Origin of the sequence: Miltoncostaea oceani, assembly GCF_018141545.1 — a bacterium.
Classification (GTDB): Bacteria; Actinomycetota; Thermoleophilia; order Miltoncostaeales; family Miltoncostaeaceae; genus Miltoncostaea; species Miltoncostaea oceani.
Genome location: NZ_CP064356.1, coordinates 1000461 through 1016573, shown reverse-complemented (window position 1 = coordinate 1016573; position 16113 = coordinate 1000461). Strand labels below are relative to the sequence as shown.

The following is a 16113-nucleotide window of genomic DNA, read 5'->3' as shown; positions in this document are numbered from 1 at the left end:
CGAGGAGGCGGGCGAGGGCCCGCTCCATCCCGGTCAGGTCTGGCACACGGGGCACCAGTAGCAGGGGCGGGCGGCGAGCACGACGGCCTGGATCGGCGTGCCGCAGCGCTTGCAGAGGTCCTGCTTGTAGACGTAGGTCCGCTCGTGGCGGCGCATCCGGCTGACGGGCCGGCCCACCTCCGCCGGGTCGACCGTGACGATCCGTCCCCGCCGGACGCCGTCGCGCAGCATCCGCGCGGAGGTGTCCCAGATGGCGCGCAGGCGCTCGCGGGGGACCGTCCGCGCCTCCCGCCCGGGGGCGACGCCGCAGACGAAGAGGATCTCGGCGCGGTAGACGTTGCCGAGGCCCGCGATGATCCGCTGGTCGAGCAGGGCCGCGCCGATCGGCAGCCGGCGGCGGGCGAGGTCGTCGACGGCCCGCTCGGGGTCGGCGTCGGCGCGCAGCGGGTCCGGGCCGAGGCGGGCGAGGATGGCGGCGCGGCCCTCCTCCCCGACGAGGGCGCAGGCCGTCGGCCCGGCCAGGTCGACCGCGCCCGTCCCCCCCACCAGCCGCAGGCGGACGGCCCCGCGCGGTGCGGGGGGCGGCACCCCGGCGTGCTCGCGGAACCTCCCGAACAACCCGAGGTGCACGTGGAGCACCTCGTCGCCGCCGAAGCGGTAGAAGAGGTGCTTGCCGGCCGCCTCGACGCCGTGCAGTGTCAGGCCGTCGATGAGGGCGGCGCCCTCGGTGAAGCGGCCCTGCGGGGAGCTGGCGGACACCGGCCCGCCGGCGACGAGGGCGGTCTGGCGGCGGGCGGCGCGGTGGACGGTGTGGCCCTCGGGCAATCCCGTCAGACCCCCGCCCGGGCGGGCCGCACCCACGCCGAGAACGACGCGACGCTGCCCCCGTGCGGCCGCGTCAGCCATGGCCACGGGTGCCGGACGGCGACGTCGAGGCGGGCGGCGCGGCGCGCGAAGCCGGGCACCGGGGCGTGGGTCACGGCGAGCGGCGTGCCGGCGAGCTCGGCGACGGGGTCGCCGACCCGCACCCGCACGGTGCGGCGCGCCCCGAGGGCCGCGAGCGCCTCCGCGAGGAAGACCAGCCGGGGGGCGGCGAGCCCGAGCCGGCGGAGCATGGGGGCGTCCATCACGAAGAACACCGGCAGGTCGGGGTGGGCGGCGAGGGCGGGGTCGGCGTCGCCGAGGGACTCGGCCGTCAGCCACACGGCCCGCGGGTCGCCGGCGACCTCGGGGGACGCCGGACCCGCCGTGCGGCCGGGGTCGGGGTCGGCGCGCAGCAGGGCGGGCGGGGTGATGCGCACGGAGGCGTGCGACGGGGGCCAGCCGGCGATCGGGCAGTCGTGCTCGCGGGGGCAGGTGGCGCAGAGCCCGGGGGCGCGGCGGCGCACCTGCGACCGCGAGAAGCCGTAGGCGCGCCCGGTGGCCGTGCCGGACACCCACTGCCACCCGAGCTGGTTCGCCGCGGCGGAGCCGTCGAGGAGGTGCCGGAAGAAGCGGCGCTCGCCGTCGCGGGGGTCGAGGCCGTGACGCACGGACCACTGGCTCGCGAGCCACATGCGGGTCTGGTTCACCAGCCAGCCGTCGCGCTGGAGCTCGCCGGTGGTCAGGTCGATGCAGGCCATCCCGCGGTCCCAGGCGTCCTCGGGCGCGGAGCCGCGGCCGGGGGCGGGGGCGGCCCGCAGCGGCCGGCCGAGGCGGGCCCCGATCCGCGCGTAGAGGTGGCGTGCGTACTCCTGCCAGAGCAGCTCGTCGCGGAACCTGCGCGCGTCGCGGGCGGGGGCGTCATCGGCGGCGTCCCAGGCGCGGCGCAGCGTGATCAGGCCGTGGCGGATGTAGGGCGACAACGCGGTCGCGCCGCGGCGCTCCGGCGGCCAGACCTCGTTGCGGCGGGCGGCGTACCCCGCGAGCGGCGCGGCCGCGAGGGCGGCGTCGGCGGCGGGCTGGCCGCCGCGGAACCGTGGGGACGCGCGCAGCGCGCCGCCGTAGAGGCCGTCGAGGTGGGCGCCGACCCAGGCGACGGCGGCCTCGGGGTCACCGGGCGGGGGCGGGGCGATCTCCACCCCCCGAGCGTCGCAGACGGCCCGCGCCCCGCGCCGTGGATCCCGCCCCGGAACGGCGGAGGCCCCGCGCGATGCGGGGCCTCCGGGTCCCTCATGCCCTCCGGTGGGTCAGTTCTGGCCGGAGGTGGTGATCAGGGCCTCGCGCTCCGGGCTGTCGGGCGCGACGAGCTTCGCCACGAACGCGGTGTCGATGTCCGCGACGATGATGTCGCCGACCTCGTCCTGCGTGGTGGAGAAGATGCCGCGGTTCTTCATGCTCGCCGCCGCGCCGTGGTTGTCCTCGGTCGGGGTGAGGTAGTGGATCGCGTCGACCTTGTAGCGGTGGATCAGGAACAGGTGCAGCAGCGTCATCAGGCGCTTGCGGCGCAGGGACGTGTCGAACGTGTTCTGGTCGCGCACCGACAGGATCTGACGGCCACGCCGGTCCTGGATCGTGTTGAACACGATGTTGGCCAGCTTCTCGTCGCCGTCGCCCACGATCGCGAGCTCCAGCAGGTCGGTGCCGGCGGTGTGGGGACGCAGGCGGACCGTGAGGGTCTTGTCCACCTTGTTGTAGGCGGCCCACTCATCGAGCCAGCCGGCGAGCGTCTTCGGCGGGACCTCCGTCTGGACCAGGTGCTGGCTCTGCGTCGAGCCCTCGCCCATGGCCTTCGTGGTGGAGGTCTGGCCGGACACCGACATGAGGGCGGCGTCCGCGCGCGGGCCGCCGACCAGGGTCTGCGGCGTCCGGTACGGCGACTCCAGCAGGCGGAACTTCCGCTGCAGGCGCGCCAGGGCGAGCATGCCGTCCTCGCGCAGGGCCGTCGTGAACTCCTCGGCCGCGAGGCCGTCGATCTGGTGACCGCCGTACGTCATGAAGTTGAAGACGAAGCCCATCTTCCCCAGCTCGATCGGGAAGTTGCGCATCTCCTCGTCGCTCATGCCGGTCGTGTCCCAGTTGAAGGACGGCGACAGGTTGTAGGCGAGCATCTGGTCGGGGAAGACCTCGTGGATGGCGTCCGCGAACTCCTTCGCGTCCGCCAGGTCCGCGGTCTTCGTCTCCATCCAGAGCAGGTCGGCGTACGGCGCGGCCGCGAGCGACTTCGCGATCGCGTACGGGATGCCGCCCTGGATCTGGTAGTAGCCCTCGGGGGTCTGGGCGAGCTCCGCGTCCCAGACGACGTCCACGCCGAGCGACCGCGCCTTCGCGCGGATGTCCCACCAGGAGGCGCGGGACGCGAAGGCGTTCCACTCCTCGACGGAGATGTCGGGGGCCGACTCCTCGTCGCTGCGGAACGCGATCTGGTCGGCGACGGCCTGGCCGAGGGTCTTGAGCCCGGCGTCGGCCTGCCACGCGGCGAGGAAGCGGTCGCCGACGTGGTCGAGGACGTCCTCGGAGGTGCCGGCCTCGCCCTTGAGGTACGCGGCGGCGGCCTCGTCGGCGGCGGCGGCCACGCCCGAGCTGGCGAGCCAGGCGTCGGCGTGGGCGTACTCGTCGTCGGAGACGGCGTAGATCAGGTGGCCGTTGAGCTCCTCGACGCCCTTCGAGTGGAGGTGGCGGATGATCGCGAGGAACGCCGCCTTGTAGCTCGGCACCGAGGTCTTGGTGACGCCGAGGATGAACGGCTGGTCCCGCTCGTCGCCGGCGCTGTCGAGGAGGTTCGCCGCCTCGGCGTCGGTCCGGGCGACGATGATGCCGCCGACGCCCATGATGTCGAGCTGGAAGCGGGCCGCGACGAGGCGCTTGATCTGCTCGTCGGACGGCACGAGCACCTTGCCGCCCTGGTGGCCGCACTTCTTGGCGCCGGGCTTCTGGTCCTCGATGTGGTACCCGGGGACGCCGGCCTCGACGAAGCGGCGGATCAGGTTGCGGACGTGCGCGTCACCGCCGTGGCCGGTGTCGGCGTCGGCGATGATGAACGGCCGGAAGTCGACCTCGGGCGTCGCGGCGCGCTCCGCCTCGGTCATCCGGGCACGCGCGAAGCGCTGGTTCTTGTCGGCCGTGAGCAGGCCGCGGACCAGGCCGGCGGCCTCGTCGGGCACCTGGCTCAGGGGGTAGCTCGCCAGGTCGGGGCCCGGGTCCTCGTCGGTGGAGCCCTTCGCGGAGGTGGCCCAGCCGCCGAGGTAGATCCCCTCGATGCCCGCCCGCTTCATCTGCACGGCCTGCCCCGGCGAGTACGGCCCGAAGCTGGTGATCGACGCGCCGCGCGAGAACTTCTCCCGCAGCAGGTCGTAGAACGCGGCCGCGGCGTCGCGCGCCACGGTGTAGTCCTGCGGCACCGTCCCGCGCTGCTCGGCGACCTGACGCGCGCTGTAGACCCGGGTCACGGCGGAGAAACGGTCCCCGTCCATGAACTCCTGGATCTGTGCGATGTCCTCTTCGAAAGCCCCCATGTCCTGCCCCCCAGTCGACTTCGGCACAGGGGAGCATACGCGGCACCCGAGCCCCGATCCCTCGTGACGAACGGCACGAGGACCCGCGTGGCGAGCGGGGTTTCGGGCCGGGCGCGCCCGGATGCCCCCCGCCACGGGATTCGTGCCGATCGTCACGACCGGTGAGGTCGTCCGCACATCCGATCGCACCGGCGCGGGATACTGCCCCCACGACCCCCCGCGGGGGGCGCCGGACCGCGACGACGACCCCCGGGAGGGCCGCGTGAGGGCGATGGTGCTGCACCGTCCCGGACCCGCCGACGGGGCCGGCCCGCTGCGCGCCGAGGACCGCCCCGACCCGGTCCCGGGACCGGGTGAGCTGCTGATCGCGGTCGCGGCGTGCGCCGTCTGCCGGACCGACCTCCAGATCGCCGAGGGCGACCTCGGCGCCCACCTCCTGCCGGTCGTGCCGGGGCACCAGGCGGTCGGCACCGTCGTCGGGCTCGGGCCGGGCGTCACGGGGTGGCGGGAGGGCGACCGCGCCGGCGCCTACTGGCTGGCCGGGGCCTGCGGGCGGTGCCGCCGCTGCCGCGAGGGCCGCGAGAACCTGTGCGCCGACGCGACGTTCACCGGGTGGGACCGCGACGGCGGGTTCGCGGAGCTGATGACGGTGCGCGCCGACGTGGCGGCGCGGCTGCCCGCCGACGCCGACCCCGTGGCGGTGGCGCCGCTGCTCTGCGGCGGCGTGATCGGCCACCGGGCGCTGCGCCTGAGCGGCGCCGGTCGCGGCTCGCGTCTCGGGCTCTACGGCTTCGGCGCGTCGGCGCTCTGCGTGGCGCAGGTCGCCCGCCACCTGGGCTGCGAGGTGCACGTCTGCACCCGCTCGCCCCGCGAGCGGGAGCGGGCGCGCGACCTCGGCGCCGCGTGGACCGGCGGCTACGACGACGCGCCCCCGGTCCCGCTCGACGCGGCGATCACCTTCGCCCCCTCCGGCGACGTGGTGGTCGCCGCCCTGCGGGCCGTCGACCGGGGCGGCACCGTCGTCGTCAACGCGATCCACCTCGACCGCGTGCCCTCGTTCCCGTACGAGCTGCTGTGGGGGGAGCGGACCCTGCGGAGCGTCGCGAACGTCACCCGCGCCGACGCGGCGGGGTTCCTGGACCTCGCCACCCGCATCCCCGTCGTCACGCGGTCCGAGGTCCATCCGCTGGCCGACGCCAACCACGCCCTGGCCCGACTGCGCGCCGGCGAGGTCGACGGCGCGGCGGTCCTCGTCACCGGCGGCTGAGCGGCCGGCCGGGCAGGATGGGGCCGTGGCCCTCCCCCGCAACCTGGTCAACCTCGACGGCGTCGGCACCGGCTACGCGGGGCGCACGGTGCTCGCCGACGTCTCCCTCGGCGTCGCCGCCGGCGACCGCATCGGCGTCGTCGGCCGCAACGGTGACGGCAAGTCGACGCTGCTGCGCCTCATCGCGAAGCGGCAGGAGCCCGACGCCGGGCGGGTGACGCACGCCGGCGGGCTCGGCCTCGCGCTCATCGGGCAGGGCGACGACCTCGACCCGGCGCGGACGGTCCGCCAGGAGCTCGTCGGCGGACGGGCCGACCACGAGTGGGCGGGCGACCCCGCGTTCCGGGTCGTCCTCGACGGCCTGCTCGGGGGCGTGGGGCTGACGCGCTTCTCCCAGGGCCTCGACACCCCCGTCGGCGTCCTGTCGGGCGGCGAGCGGCGCCGGGTGGCGCTCGCCCGGCTGCTGATCGACGGGCCCGAGCTGCTCCTGCTGGACGAGCCGACCAACCACCTCGACCTGGAGGGCGTCGACTGGCTCGCCCGCCACCTCGCCGGGCGGCGGGGGTCGCTGGTGGTCGTGACCCACGACCGCTGGTTCCTCGACGCCGTCTGCACCGCCACGTGGGAGGTCGCCGACGGCGCCGTCCACCAGTACGAGGGCGGCTACGCCGCGTACGTGCTCGCGCGCGCCGAGCGGGAGCGCCTCGCGGCGGTCCACGAGGACCGGCGCCGCCAGCTCCTGCACAAGGAGCTGGCCTGGCTGCGCCGGGGGCCCCCGGCGCGGACGTCGAAGCCCCGGTTCCGCATCGAGGCCGCCAACGCCCTCATCGCGGACGAGCCGGAGGTGCGCGACCGCGCCGAGCTGCTGCGCTTCGCCACCGCCCGCCTGGGCTCCCGGGTCCTCGACGCCGAGGACGTCACCGTCACCCGCGGCGGGCGCCGACTGCTCGACCACGTCACGTGGCGCCTCGGCCCCGGCGACCGGGTCGCCGTCGTCGGCGTCAACGGGTCCGGCAAGACGACCCTCGTGCGCGTGCTGGAGGGCTCCGTCGCCCCCGACGAGGGCACGGTCACCCGCGGCGCCACGGTGCGGCTCGCCCACCTCTCCCAGGACACCGTCGAGCTCGACGAGGGCCTGCGCGTCATCGAGTCGCTCGAGCAGGTGCGCCTCCGCACCCGCCTCGGCGACGGGCGCGAGGTCACCGCGGGGCAGATGGCCGAGCGCTTCGGCTTCCGCGGGCCGCGCGGGCGCACCCTGGTGCGCGACCTGTCGGGCGGCGAGCGCCGCCGGCTGCAGCTCATGCGCCTGCTGATGGACGAGCCGAACGTGCTGCTGCTCGACGAGCCGACCAACGACCTGGACATCGACACGCTCACGGCGCTGGAGGACCTCCTCGACGGGTGGCCGGGGACGCTCGTCGTCGTCAGCCACGACCGCTGGTTCGTGGAGCGCGTCTGCGACGACGTCCACGGCCTGATGGGCGACGGCGGCCTGCGGCACCTGCCGGGCGGGGTCGACCAGTACATGGCGATCCGCCGGGCGGCGGAGGAGGCCGGGGCACCCGCCCGGCCCGCCCCCGGGGCCGGGGCGCCGCCGCCGGGCGCCGCGATCCGCGCCGCCCGCAAGGAGGTGCAGCGCCTCGAGCGCGAGATGGAGCGCCTCGACGCCCGTGAGGCGGCCCTCCACGCGCGGATGGCCGAGCACGCCACCGACCACGCGCGCCTGCGCGAGCTGACGGCCGAGGGGGCCGCGATCGCCGCCGACCGGGAACGCGCCGAGGCCGCGTGGCTCGCCGCGGCGGAGCTGCTCGAGGCGTGACCGGACCCGGCGCGGGAGACCCGCGCCGGGTGGCGTGGAAGTTTTCTCCGGGCGGCGTGTCGATCCGGGCGGTCCCCGTTCGTCGCGTGAGTGACGGCACCACACACACGAGGAGGCGACGATGCGTTTCATGGTCCTGGTGAAGGCCACCCCCGAGACCGAGGCCGGCCGGATGCCGACCGAGGCGGAGCTGGCCGAGATGGGCGCGTTCAACGAGGAGCTCGTCAAGGCCGGCGTGATGGTCGCGGGCGAGGGCCTGCACCCGAGCGCGAAGGGCGCCCGCGTGCACTTCGACGGCTCCGACCGGACGGTCGTGGACGGTCCGTTCACGGAGTCGAAGGAGCTGATCGCGGGCTTCTGGATCCTCCAGACGCGGTCGCTCGACGAGGCCGTCGAGTGGATCAAGCGGGCCCCGTTCCGTGAGGACCACGTGGAGATCCGCCAGGTCTTCGAGACCGAGGACTTCGGCGACGCGCTCACCCCCGAGCTCCGCGAGCAGGAGGAGCGCCTCCGCGCCCAGACCGAGGGCCTCGGCTAGCCGGGGGCGCGGCGTGTCCTCGGCGACACGCGCGATCGAGGCCGTCTGGAGGATCGAGTCGGCCCGGGTCATCGCCGCCGTCGCCCGCATGACGGGCGACGTCGGCGTGGCCGAGGACGTCGCGCAGGACGCGCTCGTCGCCGCGCTGGAGCGGTGGCCGCGGTCCGGCGTCCCGGACAACCCCGGCGCCTGGCTGACCGCCGTCGCGAAGAACCGGGCGATCGACCTGGCGCGCCGCGACCGCACCCTCCGGCGCGGCCGCGAGGAGATCGGCCGGTGGATGGACGAGGCCGAGGAGCCCGACCTCGCGGCGGCGATGGACGACGTGATCGGCGACGACCTGCTCGGCCTCATGTTCACGTGCTGCCACCCGGTGCTGTCGACCGACGCGCGGGTGGCGCTGACGCTGCGCCTGCTCGGCGGCCTGACGACGTCGGAGATCGCCCGCGCGTACCTCGTGCCCGAGGCGACGGTCGCCCAGCGCATCGTGCGCGCCAAGCGCACGCTCGCCGCGGCGGAGGTGCCGTTCGAGGTGCCGGGCGGGACCGAGCTCGGGGTGCGGCTCGGCTCCGTCCTCGCGGTGGTCTACCTGATCTTCAACGAGGGCTACTCGGCCACCGCCGGCGACGACTGGATCCGGCCCGCCCTCTGCGACGAGGCGCTCCGCCTCGGGCGGATCCTGACGGGGCTCGCGCCGCAGGAGCCCGAGGCCCACGGCCTGGTGTCGCTCATGGAGATCCAGGCGTCGCGGCTGCGGGCGCGGGTCGACCGTCGCGGCGAGCCGGTGCTGCTGCTGGACCAGGACCGCGGACGCTGGGACGGCCTGCTGATCCGCCGCGGCCTCGACGCCCTCGCCCGCGCCGAGGCCCTCGGCGGGGCGGGCGGCCCGTACGCGCTGCAGGCGGCGATCGCGGCCTGCCACGCCCGCGCGCCGACGGGCGCGGACACCGACTGGGCGCGCATCGCGTCGCTCTACGAGCGGCTCGCCGCGCTCACCCCCTCCCCGGTCGTGGAGCTGAACCGGGCGGTGGCGGTCGGCATGGCCGACGGACCGGCCGCCGGCCTGGAGATCGTCGACGCCCTCATCGCGGCGGGCTCGCTCGCCTCCTACCACCTGCTCCCCGCGGTGCGGGCCGACCTGCTCGCCCGCCTCGGCCGGCGCGACGCGGCCCGCGCCGAGCTGGAGCGGGCGGCGTCCCTCACCGCGAACACCCGCGAGCAGCGGCTGCTGCGCGACCGCGCCGACGCCCTCTGACATACCCCCATTGAGTATCCTGCCCGGTGCGGCATATACTCCCCCCGAGTATTCACGTCGTCGTCGGGAGGGACCATGCAGCACGCGCACGCGCACCCGGGCCACCGTGACCCGGCCGGACTGAACCGGCTGGCCGTCGTCGCCACCGCCCACTGCCTCACCGGCTGCGCGATCGGCGAGATCCTCGGGCTCGCGATCGGCACCGCCCTCGGCTGGGGGAACGTGCCGACCATCGCCCTGGCGGTCGGCCTCGCCTTCCTGTTCGGCTACTCGTTCACCGCGGTCCCGCTGCTGCGCTCCGGCCTGGCCCTCGGCACCGTCCTGCCGCTGGCGCTGGCCGCCGACACGTTCTCGATCGCCGTGATGGAGATCGTGGACAACGCCATGATGCTCGCCATCCCCGGCGCGATGGACGCCGGCCTGGGGGACGCCCGCTTCTGGCTGAGCCTCGCCGTCGCGCTCGCCGTGGCGTTCGCGGCGGCCGTCCCCGTGAACCGCTGGCTCATCGCCCGCGGTCGCGGCCACGCCGTGGTGCACGCGCACCACGGGTGACCCGGGGGCGGGTCACGGCTCCTCGAGGGGCGTGATCTCGATGCGCACCGGGCCGACGTGGACGACGCCGCCCATCCCGAGTCCCGCGGCCGCCTCGCGGACGACGTCGGCCAGGTCGCGCTCCCCCGGTCCGTCGATGTCGAGCACCAGGCGGCGCTCGGCGACCCGGACGGCGAGGTCGCCCTCGACGACGATCGCGCCGTCGGCGGCGGTCCGCACCGACGTCGCCGGCCGCGCTCGCGCGGACCTCCCGCGCATGCGGAAGAGCCCTCGCCGGTGACCGGCCACCACCCGCCCCCCTTCCGCGTCGCGGACCCGGGACACCCCGATGATCCCCCCCGGCGCGCATGTGCGTCCAGTCACGGCACACCGGGGGCGACCGGCGGCGCACGGCGGTCCGTCAGACTGGCCCGATGCCCGCACTCACCGAGGACCGCGCCCGGACCGCCGACGACGTCATCACCCGCATCGCCGGCGCCGGCGCGCACCTGCGCGACGACCAGCGGGCCGCGGTCGCGGCGCTCTGCGAGGCCGACGCCCGGGTGCTGGTCGTGCAGGCGACCGGCTGGGGGAAGTCGGCGGTCTACTGGGCCGCGACCGCCATCCGCCGGTCCGAGGGCGCCGGCCCGACGCTGGTGGTGTCGCCCCTCCTGTCGCTGATGCGCGACCAGGTCGCGGCGGCGGAGCGGGCCGGGCTGCGGGCCGCCACCCTGAACTCGTCGAACATCTCCGACTGGGAGCCGGTCGAGCGCGCCCTGCTCGACGGGGACCTCGACGTCCTGCTGGTGTCGCCCGAGCGCCTCGCCAACCCCGGCTTCGGGCGACGGGTGCTCGACGCCCTCGTCGGCCGCCTCGGGCTGCTCGTGATCGACGAGGCGCACGCGATCTCCGACTGGGGCCACGACTTCCGCCCCGACTACCGGCGCGTCGCCGACATGGTGCGGCGCCTGCACCCGGGCACGCCGATCCTGGCGACGACCGCGACGGCCAACGCCCGGGTCACCGACGACGTCGCGGCCCAGCTCGGCGCGTCCGCCCTCGTGCTGCGCGGCCCGCTCGCGCGGTCGAGCCTGCAGCTCGCGGTGCTCGGCGGGCTGTCGCCGCTCGAGCGGTTCGCGTGGGTGGTGGAGCACCTGCCGTCGCTACCGGGCTCGGGCATCGTCTACACCCTCACCGTCGCCGACGCGGACCGCCTGGCGGCGGCGATCGCCGACCACCACGGGGACGCCGTGCCCGTCGGCGCGTACACCGGCGCCCTCGACGCAGCCGAGCGGGAGCGCCTCGAGGACGCGCTGCGGCGCAACGAGCTGAAGGCCCTCGTCGCGACGTCGGCCCTCGGCATGGGGTACGACAAGCCCGACCTCGGCTTCTGCGTGCACGTCGGGTCGCCGCCGTCCCCCGTCGCCTACTACCAGCAGGTCGGCCGTGCCGGCCGGGCCATCGGCCACGCCCCCGTGGTGCTGCTGCACTCCGGCGCGGACGCCGGCATCTGGGACTACTTCGCGACGGCGACCATCCCCGACCCCGGTCAGGTGCAGCGCCTCATGGCGGCGCTGCCCCGCGACCGCGCCAACGCCGTCACCGTCCCCGCGCTCGAGGCGGGGACGGGGCTCCGGCGCACCCGGGTCGAGCTGATGCTGAAGCAGCTCGCCGTCGACGAGGTCGTGGAGCGCCTCGAGAAGGGCTGGATCGCCACGGGCGAGCCCTACGTGTTCCCCCGCGCCCACTACGACGCCGTGATCGCCACCCGGCGGCGGGAGGCGGAGATCATGCGCGCCTACACCCGGGGCGAGCGGTGCCTCATGCAGCTGCTGCAGGAGGCCCTCGACGACCCGACCGCGCAGCCGTGCGGGCGGTGCTCCGTGTGCCTCGACCGCCTGCCCGACGGGCTGTCGGCGACCGCATCGGACGACGTGGTGCGCGCCGTGGCAGCCGCCCTCCGCCGCGAGTCGCACGTCGTCGAGCCCCGGCGGATGTGGCCCGGGGGCGTCTACGGCTCGCGGGGCCGGATCCCGCCGGCGGCGCAGGCCGCGCCCGGCCGCGCCCTGGTGTTCGCCGACGCGCCGGAGTGGCGGGAGGTCGTCGCCGCCGCGTTCGCCGAGGACGCCCCGGCGCCCCCGGAGATGATCGACGGCTGCGTCGCGCTGCTGACCCGCTGGAGCCGGGAGTGGCTCGCGCGCCCCGGGGTCGTGATCGGCCTGGCGGCGGCGGGCCGCCCCCGGATGGTGCGGAGCGTCGTCGAGGCGATCGCCGGGGCGGGGCGCCTGCCCCACGCCGAGATGGGCGTCTCGGCCCTGCCCGGTCCCGACCTGGCGTCCGCCGACGAGGCCGTGCACTGGCGCGACGCGCTGACCCTGCCCCCCGACGGCGACGCCCCCCTCGTGCGGCGCGTCGTGCTGCTGGTGGTCGACGCCACCTCGACGCTCTGGCCGGTGACGCTCGCCGCCGCGATGCTGCGCGAGGCGGGCGCCGAGGCCGTGATGCCGCTGGTCCTGCACAAGCGCCCCTGACGTCCCCGCCCCGGCCCGTGCCGGGGCGGGGACGTCGCGCCGGGGTCACCCGAGGACGGCGACCGCCCGGCAGACCTCGCCGGTGCCGGCGGCGCGTGCGACGGCGGTGACGCGGGTGCGCGGGGAGCCGGGCGACACGACGTCGCGGACCTCGAACGACCCGCTCGGCGCGCGGGTGACGGCCGATCGCGACAGGACGCGCGTGCCGTTGCGCGTGAGCACCACGCCCCAGCGCTTGCCGTTGCGGTTCTGGTCGACCTCGAACTCGACCTCGACGCCCCCGTCCTCGGGGCTCAGCTTCAGCTTGGCCGTGCTGGTCGCGCTGCACGTGCCGCGCACGCGGACGTCGGTGCGGTCGCCACCGCGCCGGTCGCCGCGCGCGGTCGAGTCGTCGCCGCCGGGGCGCACCGAACCGCCGTCGTCCGAGCCGGGCCGGACCGGGTCGTCGGCGCCGTTGCGCGCGAGGGCCACGGGCGCCGTGGCGAGGACTCCGAGGGTGACGGCCGTGGCGGCCACGCGGGTGAGGGTGCTGGGCATCGCCTGCTCCTTGATCGCGACGCCCCTGTGGCGCCGTCCTCCATCACCGTGCCGGGGGGCGGGTCGCGGTCTCAATCCGACATGGGTCCTACGACCCGGCGACGGTCGCCGCCGCCGAGCACGTCTCGCCGCGGGGGGCGACGGCGCGGACGCCGACGGCGTCGGGCCCGGCGTAGTCCGGCAGCACGACGCGGTACTCGAAGCCCCGCGCCCCCCGGGTCGCCCGCACCCGGGCGCGGCGCACGAGACGGCGTTCGTGCAGCACCGACACCCGCCACGCCCCCGCCGACGGGGTGCGGACGGTCAGGTCGACGCGGATCCCACCATCCTCGGCGCGCAGGCGCAGCCGGGCGGTGCTGGACCGGCCGCAGGTGCCCGTGACGCGCACCTCCACGCGCTCGCCGTGATCGCCGCCGCTGTCGTCGCCGTCGCGGGCGTCGGCCGGGCCCGCCCACACGAGCGCCGACAGCAGCGCCGCCGCCAGGAGCGCGGCGGCGGTCCGGGGGCGTGGGGGTGCCGTGTCCACCGTGGGGAGACTGGTGCCCGGCGGCCCGCCGGGCAATCGGACATCGGTCCTAGGACCCCCCGGGCGGGGCCTCCGCGACGCCGTTGCGGACGGCCCACAACGCGGCCTGCGTGCGGTCGTCCACGCCGATCGCGCGGAAGACGCTGGTGAGGTGCGCCTTCACCGTCTTCTCGCTGATGCCGAGGCGGCGGGCGATGAGCTTGTTGGGCAGGCCCTCCGCGACGAGGGCGAGCACCTCGCGCTCGCGTCCCGACAGCTCCGCCGCCGGCGGGGCGGCCGGCGCGGGCGGGCGGGTCAGCAGCGCACGTGCCGCCCGCGGGTCGATCGGCGACTCGCCGCGCGCGGCGGCGCGGATGCCGCGCTCCACCTCGTCCGGCTCGGCGTCCTTCAGCAGGTAGCCGACGGCCCCCGCGTCGAGGGCGCGCAGGATGCGGGGACGGTCCGAGAACGACGTGAGGATCACGACGGCCACCCCGGGATGCGCCTCGTGGATCATGCGGGTCGCCTCGATGCCGTCGGGCGGCGGCATCTCGAGGTCCATCAGCACCACGTCCGCGCCCGTCGCGGCGAGCGCCTCCAGGGCCTCGGCCGTGCCGCCCGCCTGGGCGACGACCTCCACCCCGTCGAACGCGCCGATGAGCTGGCCGAGGCCGGCGCGCACCACGGCGTGGTCGTCGCACAGGATCACGCGGATCACGCCGGCACCTCCACCTCGAGCACGGTCCCCTCCCCCGGCGAGGATCGCACCTCGGCGTGGCCGCCGAGGTGCCGCGCCAGGTCCTCCAGCAGCTCCAGGCCGACGTGGCCGTCGGCGCGGCGGCGGGCGCGGGTGGCGGCGTCGAACCCGGAGCCGTCGTCCGCGACCCGCAGGCGGGCCCGTCCGTCGGCGACCGCGACCGCCACGTCGACGCGCTCCGCGCCGGAGTGGGCGCGCGCGTTGCGCAGCCCCTCCGCGGCGGCGCGGTAGAGCAGCTCCTCGGTCGCCGGGGAGAGCGCCGGCCCCGGCGCGACGTCGATCCCCACCGTGACCCCCCGGGCCCGCAGGGGGGCGGCGAGGTCCGCGAGCGCCGCCTCGAGCCCCTCGTCGTGGAGCCGCCCCGGGGTGATGTCGACGACGGCGGCGCGCAGGCGGCGGGTGCCCTCGCGCGCGGCGTCGGCGCCGTCGCGGAGGGCGGCGACCGTCGCGGGGTCGGTGCCCTCCGGCGCCGCCCGCGCGGCGCCGGCCAGGCCGAAGGCCAGCCCGGCGAGGTCCTGCAGAGGCCCGTCGTGGAGGTCGGCCGCGACGCGACGCCGCTCCAGGGCCGACGACGCGAGGGCCGTCTCGAGCAGCGCCTGGCGCTCGCGGCTCCCCTCGCCGAGCTTGCGCGCCATCGACCACGCGAGGGGGACCTGGACGAGCCACAGCAGCAGGAGGGCGCCGCCGATCACCGGCATGAACGCCGTGATGATCTCCCGGCCGCTCGCGTCGATGGCGCTCTGGCGGCGGTAGGTCTCGAACAGGGCGAGCTCGCCGCCGGGGCTGCGGATCGGCAGGTACACCTCGAGCAGGGACCCCTGGTCGCGCTCGAAGACGTTCTCCGGCTCGCCGAGGTCGCTGACCTCCGCCTCCGTCTCGCCGCTGCGCAGCACCCCCCGCTCGTCCTCGCCGAGCGTGTACCGGCGGCCGATCAGCCGGGGCTCGTCGGAGTAGGCGATGCGGCCCTCCGGCGTCCAGATCTTGACGCGGACGACGTCGTCGCCGAGCACCCGCTCCTGCACCACCGTGTCGAGCCGCGCGAGGGCCGCGGGGTCCCCGGCGAGGGCGGCGTCGGTGAGCGCCGGCTCGACGACGCCGCGCCCGGCGAGGGTCGCCAGGCGGCGGGCGTCGTCGACGGCCTCGCGCTCGCCGAGCGGCCGCAGCACCAGCAGGCCGCCGACGGCGAGGGCCGCCAGCGCGACGAGGCCGGCGATCATGAAGCGGGCGACGGCGCCCCGCACCGAGGGGCCCCGCCCCCCGCCGGCCGTCGTGTCGCTCATGCCGTCGAGGCTACACCGGGTCCGGAGGCCCGGCGACGGTCCTACGACCTATGTCCCGGTGGCGGCCCCGGGCCGACTCAGGCCCCCGCGTCCGCCGTCTCGCGCAGCGGCACGAAGTCGAGCACGGTGGTGATGTCGATGGCCGCGGCGACCGAGCGCGCGTTGGGGCAGTGGGCCGCGTGGTGCGTGTTCGCCCGCTCCGCCGCCTCCCGCTTGTCCTCGGGCGCCTGCAGGGTGTACCGCACCTCGATGGACCGCAGACGCAGCACCCCGTCCGGGTCGACGACGACCTCGCCGACGGCGTCCGCGACGAGGCGGTCGCCGGTGGAGTCGATGCCGCGCGCCTTGAGGGCGCCGCCGTACGTCCCGATCAGGCAGCCCGCGACGGACGCGACGAGGTAGTCGAGGGTGCCGGGGTGCTCGGGGACCGTGCCGGGGGCGAAGCCGTAGTGCTCGCCCTGCCAGCCGGGGGTGCCGAACACGACCTCCTCACCGGTCATCTCCAGGACGGCCTTCCGCACGGGGGGCCGCTCACGGGTGAGGTGCACCCGCACCTCGTGTGTCGTCTCGCTCATCTCGTCCTCGCGGGGTCGGGGGCGCTGGGCGACCCGCACGATACGTCCCCGGCGCGGCGCCCGTCGACCCGGCGGGTCAGGCCCC

Annotated in this window: 15 protein-coding genes; 6 read left to right on the top strand and 9 right to left on the bottom strand. The window is 76.4% G+C overall.

Going from position 1 to position 16113, the window contains the following annotated elements:
• Positions 1 to 33 precede the first annotated feature (33 nt).
• The 3 genes from IU369_RS05140 to aceA form a co-directional block, all read right to left on the bottom strand.
• Complete coding sequence (locus IU369_RS05140) at positions 34 to 825, bottom strand: Fpg/Nei family DNA glycosylase (RefSeq protein ID WP_217923500.1); 792 nt, start codon at positions 823 to 825, stop codon at positions 34 to 36.
• Between the two features lie 5 nt (positions 826 to 830).
• A complete protein-coding gene (locus tag IU369_RS05135) occupies positions 831 to 2060 on the bottom strand; it encodes an FAD-binding domain-containing protein (RefSeq protein WP_217923499.1) in 1230 nt (409 codons plus the stop codon).
• Positions 2061 to 2168: 108 nt separating this feature from the next.
• Positions 2169 to 4433 (bottom strand): isocitrate lyase ICL2, encoded by a 2265-nt coding sequence (gene aceA / locus IU369_RS05130; RefSeq protein ID WP_217923498.1) that lies wholly within the window; start codon positions 4431 to 4433, stop codon positions 2169 to 2171.
• A gap of 121 nt (positions 4434 to 4554) precedes the next feature.
• On the opposite strand from aceA, the gene IU369_RS05125 reads away from it, so the two are divergent.
• From IU369_RS05125 to IU369_RS05105, 5 genes are all read left to right on the top strand, one after another.
• Entirely contained in the window at positions 4555 to 5700 is a 1146-nt protein-coding gene (locus IU369_RS05125; RefSeq protein ID WP_217923497.1) for a zinc-binding alcohol dehydrogenase family protein, read from the top strand.
• Between the two features lie 25 nt (positions 5701 to 5725).
• A complete protein-coding gene (locus IU369_RS05120) occupies positions 5726 to 7519 on the top strand; it encodes an ABC-F family ATP-binding cassette domain-containing protein (RefSeq protein WP_217923496.1) in 1794 nt (597 codons plus the stop codon).
• Positions 7520 to 7640: 121 nt separating this feature from the next.
• Positions 7641 to 8057: a YciI family protein gene (locus IU369_RS05115; protein WP_217923495.1), complete on the top strand. Its 417-nt coding sequence runs from the start codon at positions 7641 to 7643 to the stop codon at positions 8055 to 8057.
• Between the two features lie 13 nt (positions 8058 to 8070).
• The gene (locus IU369_RS05110) at positions 8071 to 9312 is read left to right on the top strand and encodes an RNA polymerase sigma factor (protein ID WP_217923494.1); all 1242 of its coding nucleotides are present in this window, start codon (positions 8071 to 8073) and stop codon (positions 9310 to 9312) included.
• Between the two features lie 75 nt (positions 9313 to 9387).
• Positions 9388 to 9864, top strand: a complete 477-nt coding sequence (locus IU369_RS05105) for a DUF4396 domain-containing protein (protein WP_217923493.1) — start codon at positions 9388 to 9390, stop codon at positions 9862 to 9864.
• 12 nt (positions 9865 to 9876) lie between these two features.
• Here the strand turns inward: IU369_RS05105 and IU369_RS05100 are convergent, their stop codons facing one another.
• Positions 9877 to 10122: a hypothetical protein gene (locus tag IU369_RS05100; RefSeq protein WP_217923492.1), complete on the bottom strand. Its 246-nt coding sequence runs from the start codon at positions 10120 to 10122 to the stop codon at positions 9877 to 9879.
• A 155-nt stretch (positions 10123 to 10277) separates the two neighbouring features.
• Here IU369_RS05100 and IU369_RS05095 point away from each other — a divergent pair, with 155 nt between their 5' ends.
• Positions 10278 to 12374, top strand: coding sequence for a RecQ family ATP-dependent DNA helicase (locus tag IU369_RS05095; RefSeq protein ID WP_217923491.1), 2097 nt, complete (start codon positions 10278 to 10280; stop codon positions 12372 to 12374).
• Positions 12375 to 12419: 45 nt separating this feature from the next.
• On the opposite strand, the gene IU369_RS05090 is transcribed toward IU369_RS05095, so the two are convergent.
• The 5 genes from IU369_RS05090 to IU369_RS05070 form a co-directional block, all read right to left on the bottom strand.
• A complete protein-coding gene (locus IU369_RS05090) occupies positions 12420 to 12911 on the bottom strand; it encodes a hypothetical protein (RefSeq protein ID WP_217923490.1) in 492 nt (163 codons plus the stop codon).
• A gap of 88 nt (positions 12912 to 12999) precedes the next feature.
• Positions 13000 to 13437 (bottom strand): hypothetical protein, encoded by a 438-nt coding sequence (locus IU369_RS05085; protein WP_217923489.1) that lies wholly within the window; start codon positions 13435 to 13437, stop codon positions 13000 to 13002.
• Between the two features lie 49 nt (positions 13438 to 13486).
• Positions 13487 to 14134 carry a response regulator gene (locus IU369_RS05080; protein WP_217923488.1) on the bottom strand — a complete coding sequence of 216 codons (648 nt, stop codon included), beginning with the start codon at positions 14132 to 14134 and terminating at the stop codon, positions 13487 to 13489.
• Positions 14131 to 15453 (bottom strand): sensor histidine kinase, encoded by a 1323-nt coding sequence (locus IU369_RS05075; protein ID WP_217923487.1) that lies wholly within the window; start codon positions 15451 to 15453, stop codon positions 14131 to 14133. Before IU369_RS05075 ends, IU369_RS05080 begins: the two co-directional genes overlap by 4 nt.
• Before the next feature lie 77 nt (positions 15454 to 15530).
• Positions 15531 to 16028 carry an OsmC family protein gene (locus tag IU369_RS05070; RefSeq protein WP_217923486.1) on the bottom strand — a complete coding sequence of 166 codons (498 nt, stop codon included), beginning with the start codon at positions 16026 to 16028 and terminating at the stop codon, positions 15531 to 15533.
• Between the last annotated feature and the right edge of the window lie 85 nt (positions 16029 to 16113).

Coding starts and splice junctions, on each gene's coding strand:
- IU369_RS05115 (WP_217923495.1), top strand. CDS start 7,641: ATGCGTTTCATGGTCCTGGTGAAGGCCACCCCCGAGACCGAGGCCGGC.
- IU369_RS05105 (WP_217923493.1), top strand. CDS start 9,388: ATGCAGCACGCGCACGCGCACCCGGGCCACCGTGACCCGGCCGGACTG.
- IU369_RS05070 (WP_217923486.1), bottom strand. CDS start 16,028: ATGAGCGAGACGACACACGAGGTGCGGGTGCACCTCACCCGTGAGCGG.
- IU369_RS05095 (WP_217923491.1), top strand. CDS start 10,278: ATGCCCGCACTCACCGAGGACCGCGCCCGGACCGCCGACGACGTCATC.
- IU369_RS05100 (WP_217923492.1), bottom strand. CDS start 10,122: ATGCGCGGGAGGTCCGCGCGAGCGCGGCCGGCGACGTCGGTGCGGACC.
- IU369_RS05090 (WP_217923490.1), bottom strand. CDS start 12,911: ATGCCCAGCACCCTCACCCGCGTGGCCGCCACGGCCGTCACCCTCGGA.
- aceA (WP_217923498.1), bottom strand. CDS start 4,433: ATGGGGGCTTTCGAAGAGGACATCGCACAGATCCAGGAGTTCATGGAC.
- IU369_RS05125 (WP_217923497.1), top strand. CDS start 4,555: ATGCCCCCCGCCACGGGATTCGTGCCGATCGTCACGACCGGTGAGGTC.
- IU369_RS05075 (WP_217923487.1), bottom strand. CDS start 15,453: ATGAGCGACACGACGGCCGGCGGGGGGCGGGGCCCCTCGGTGCGGGGC.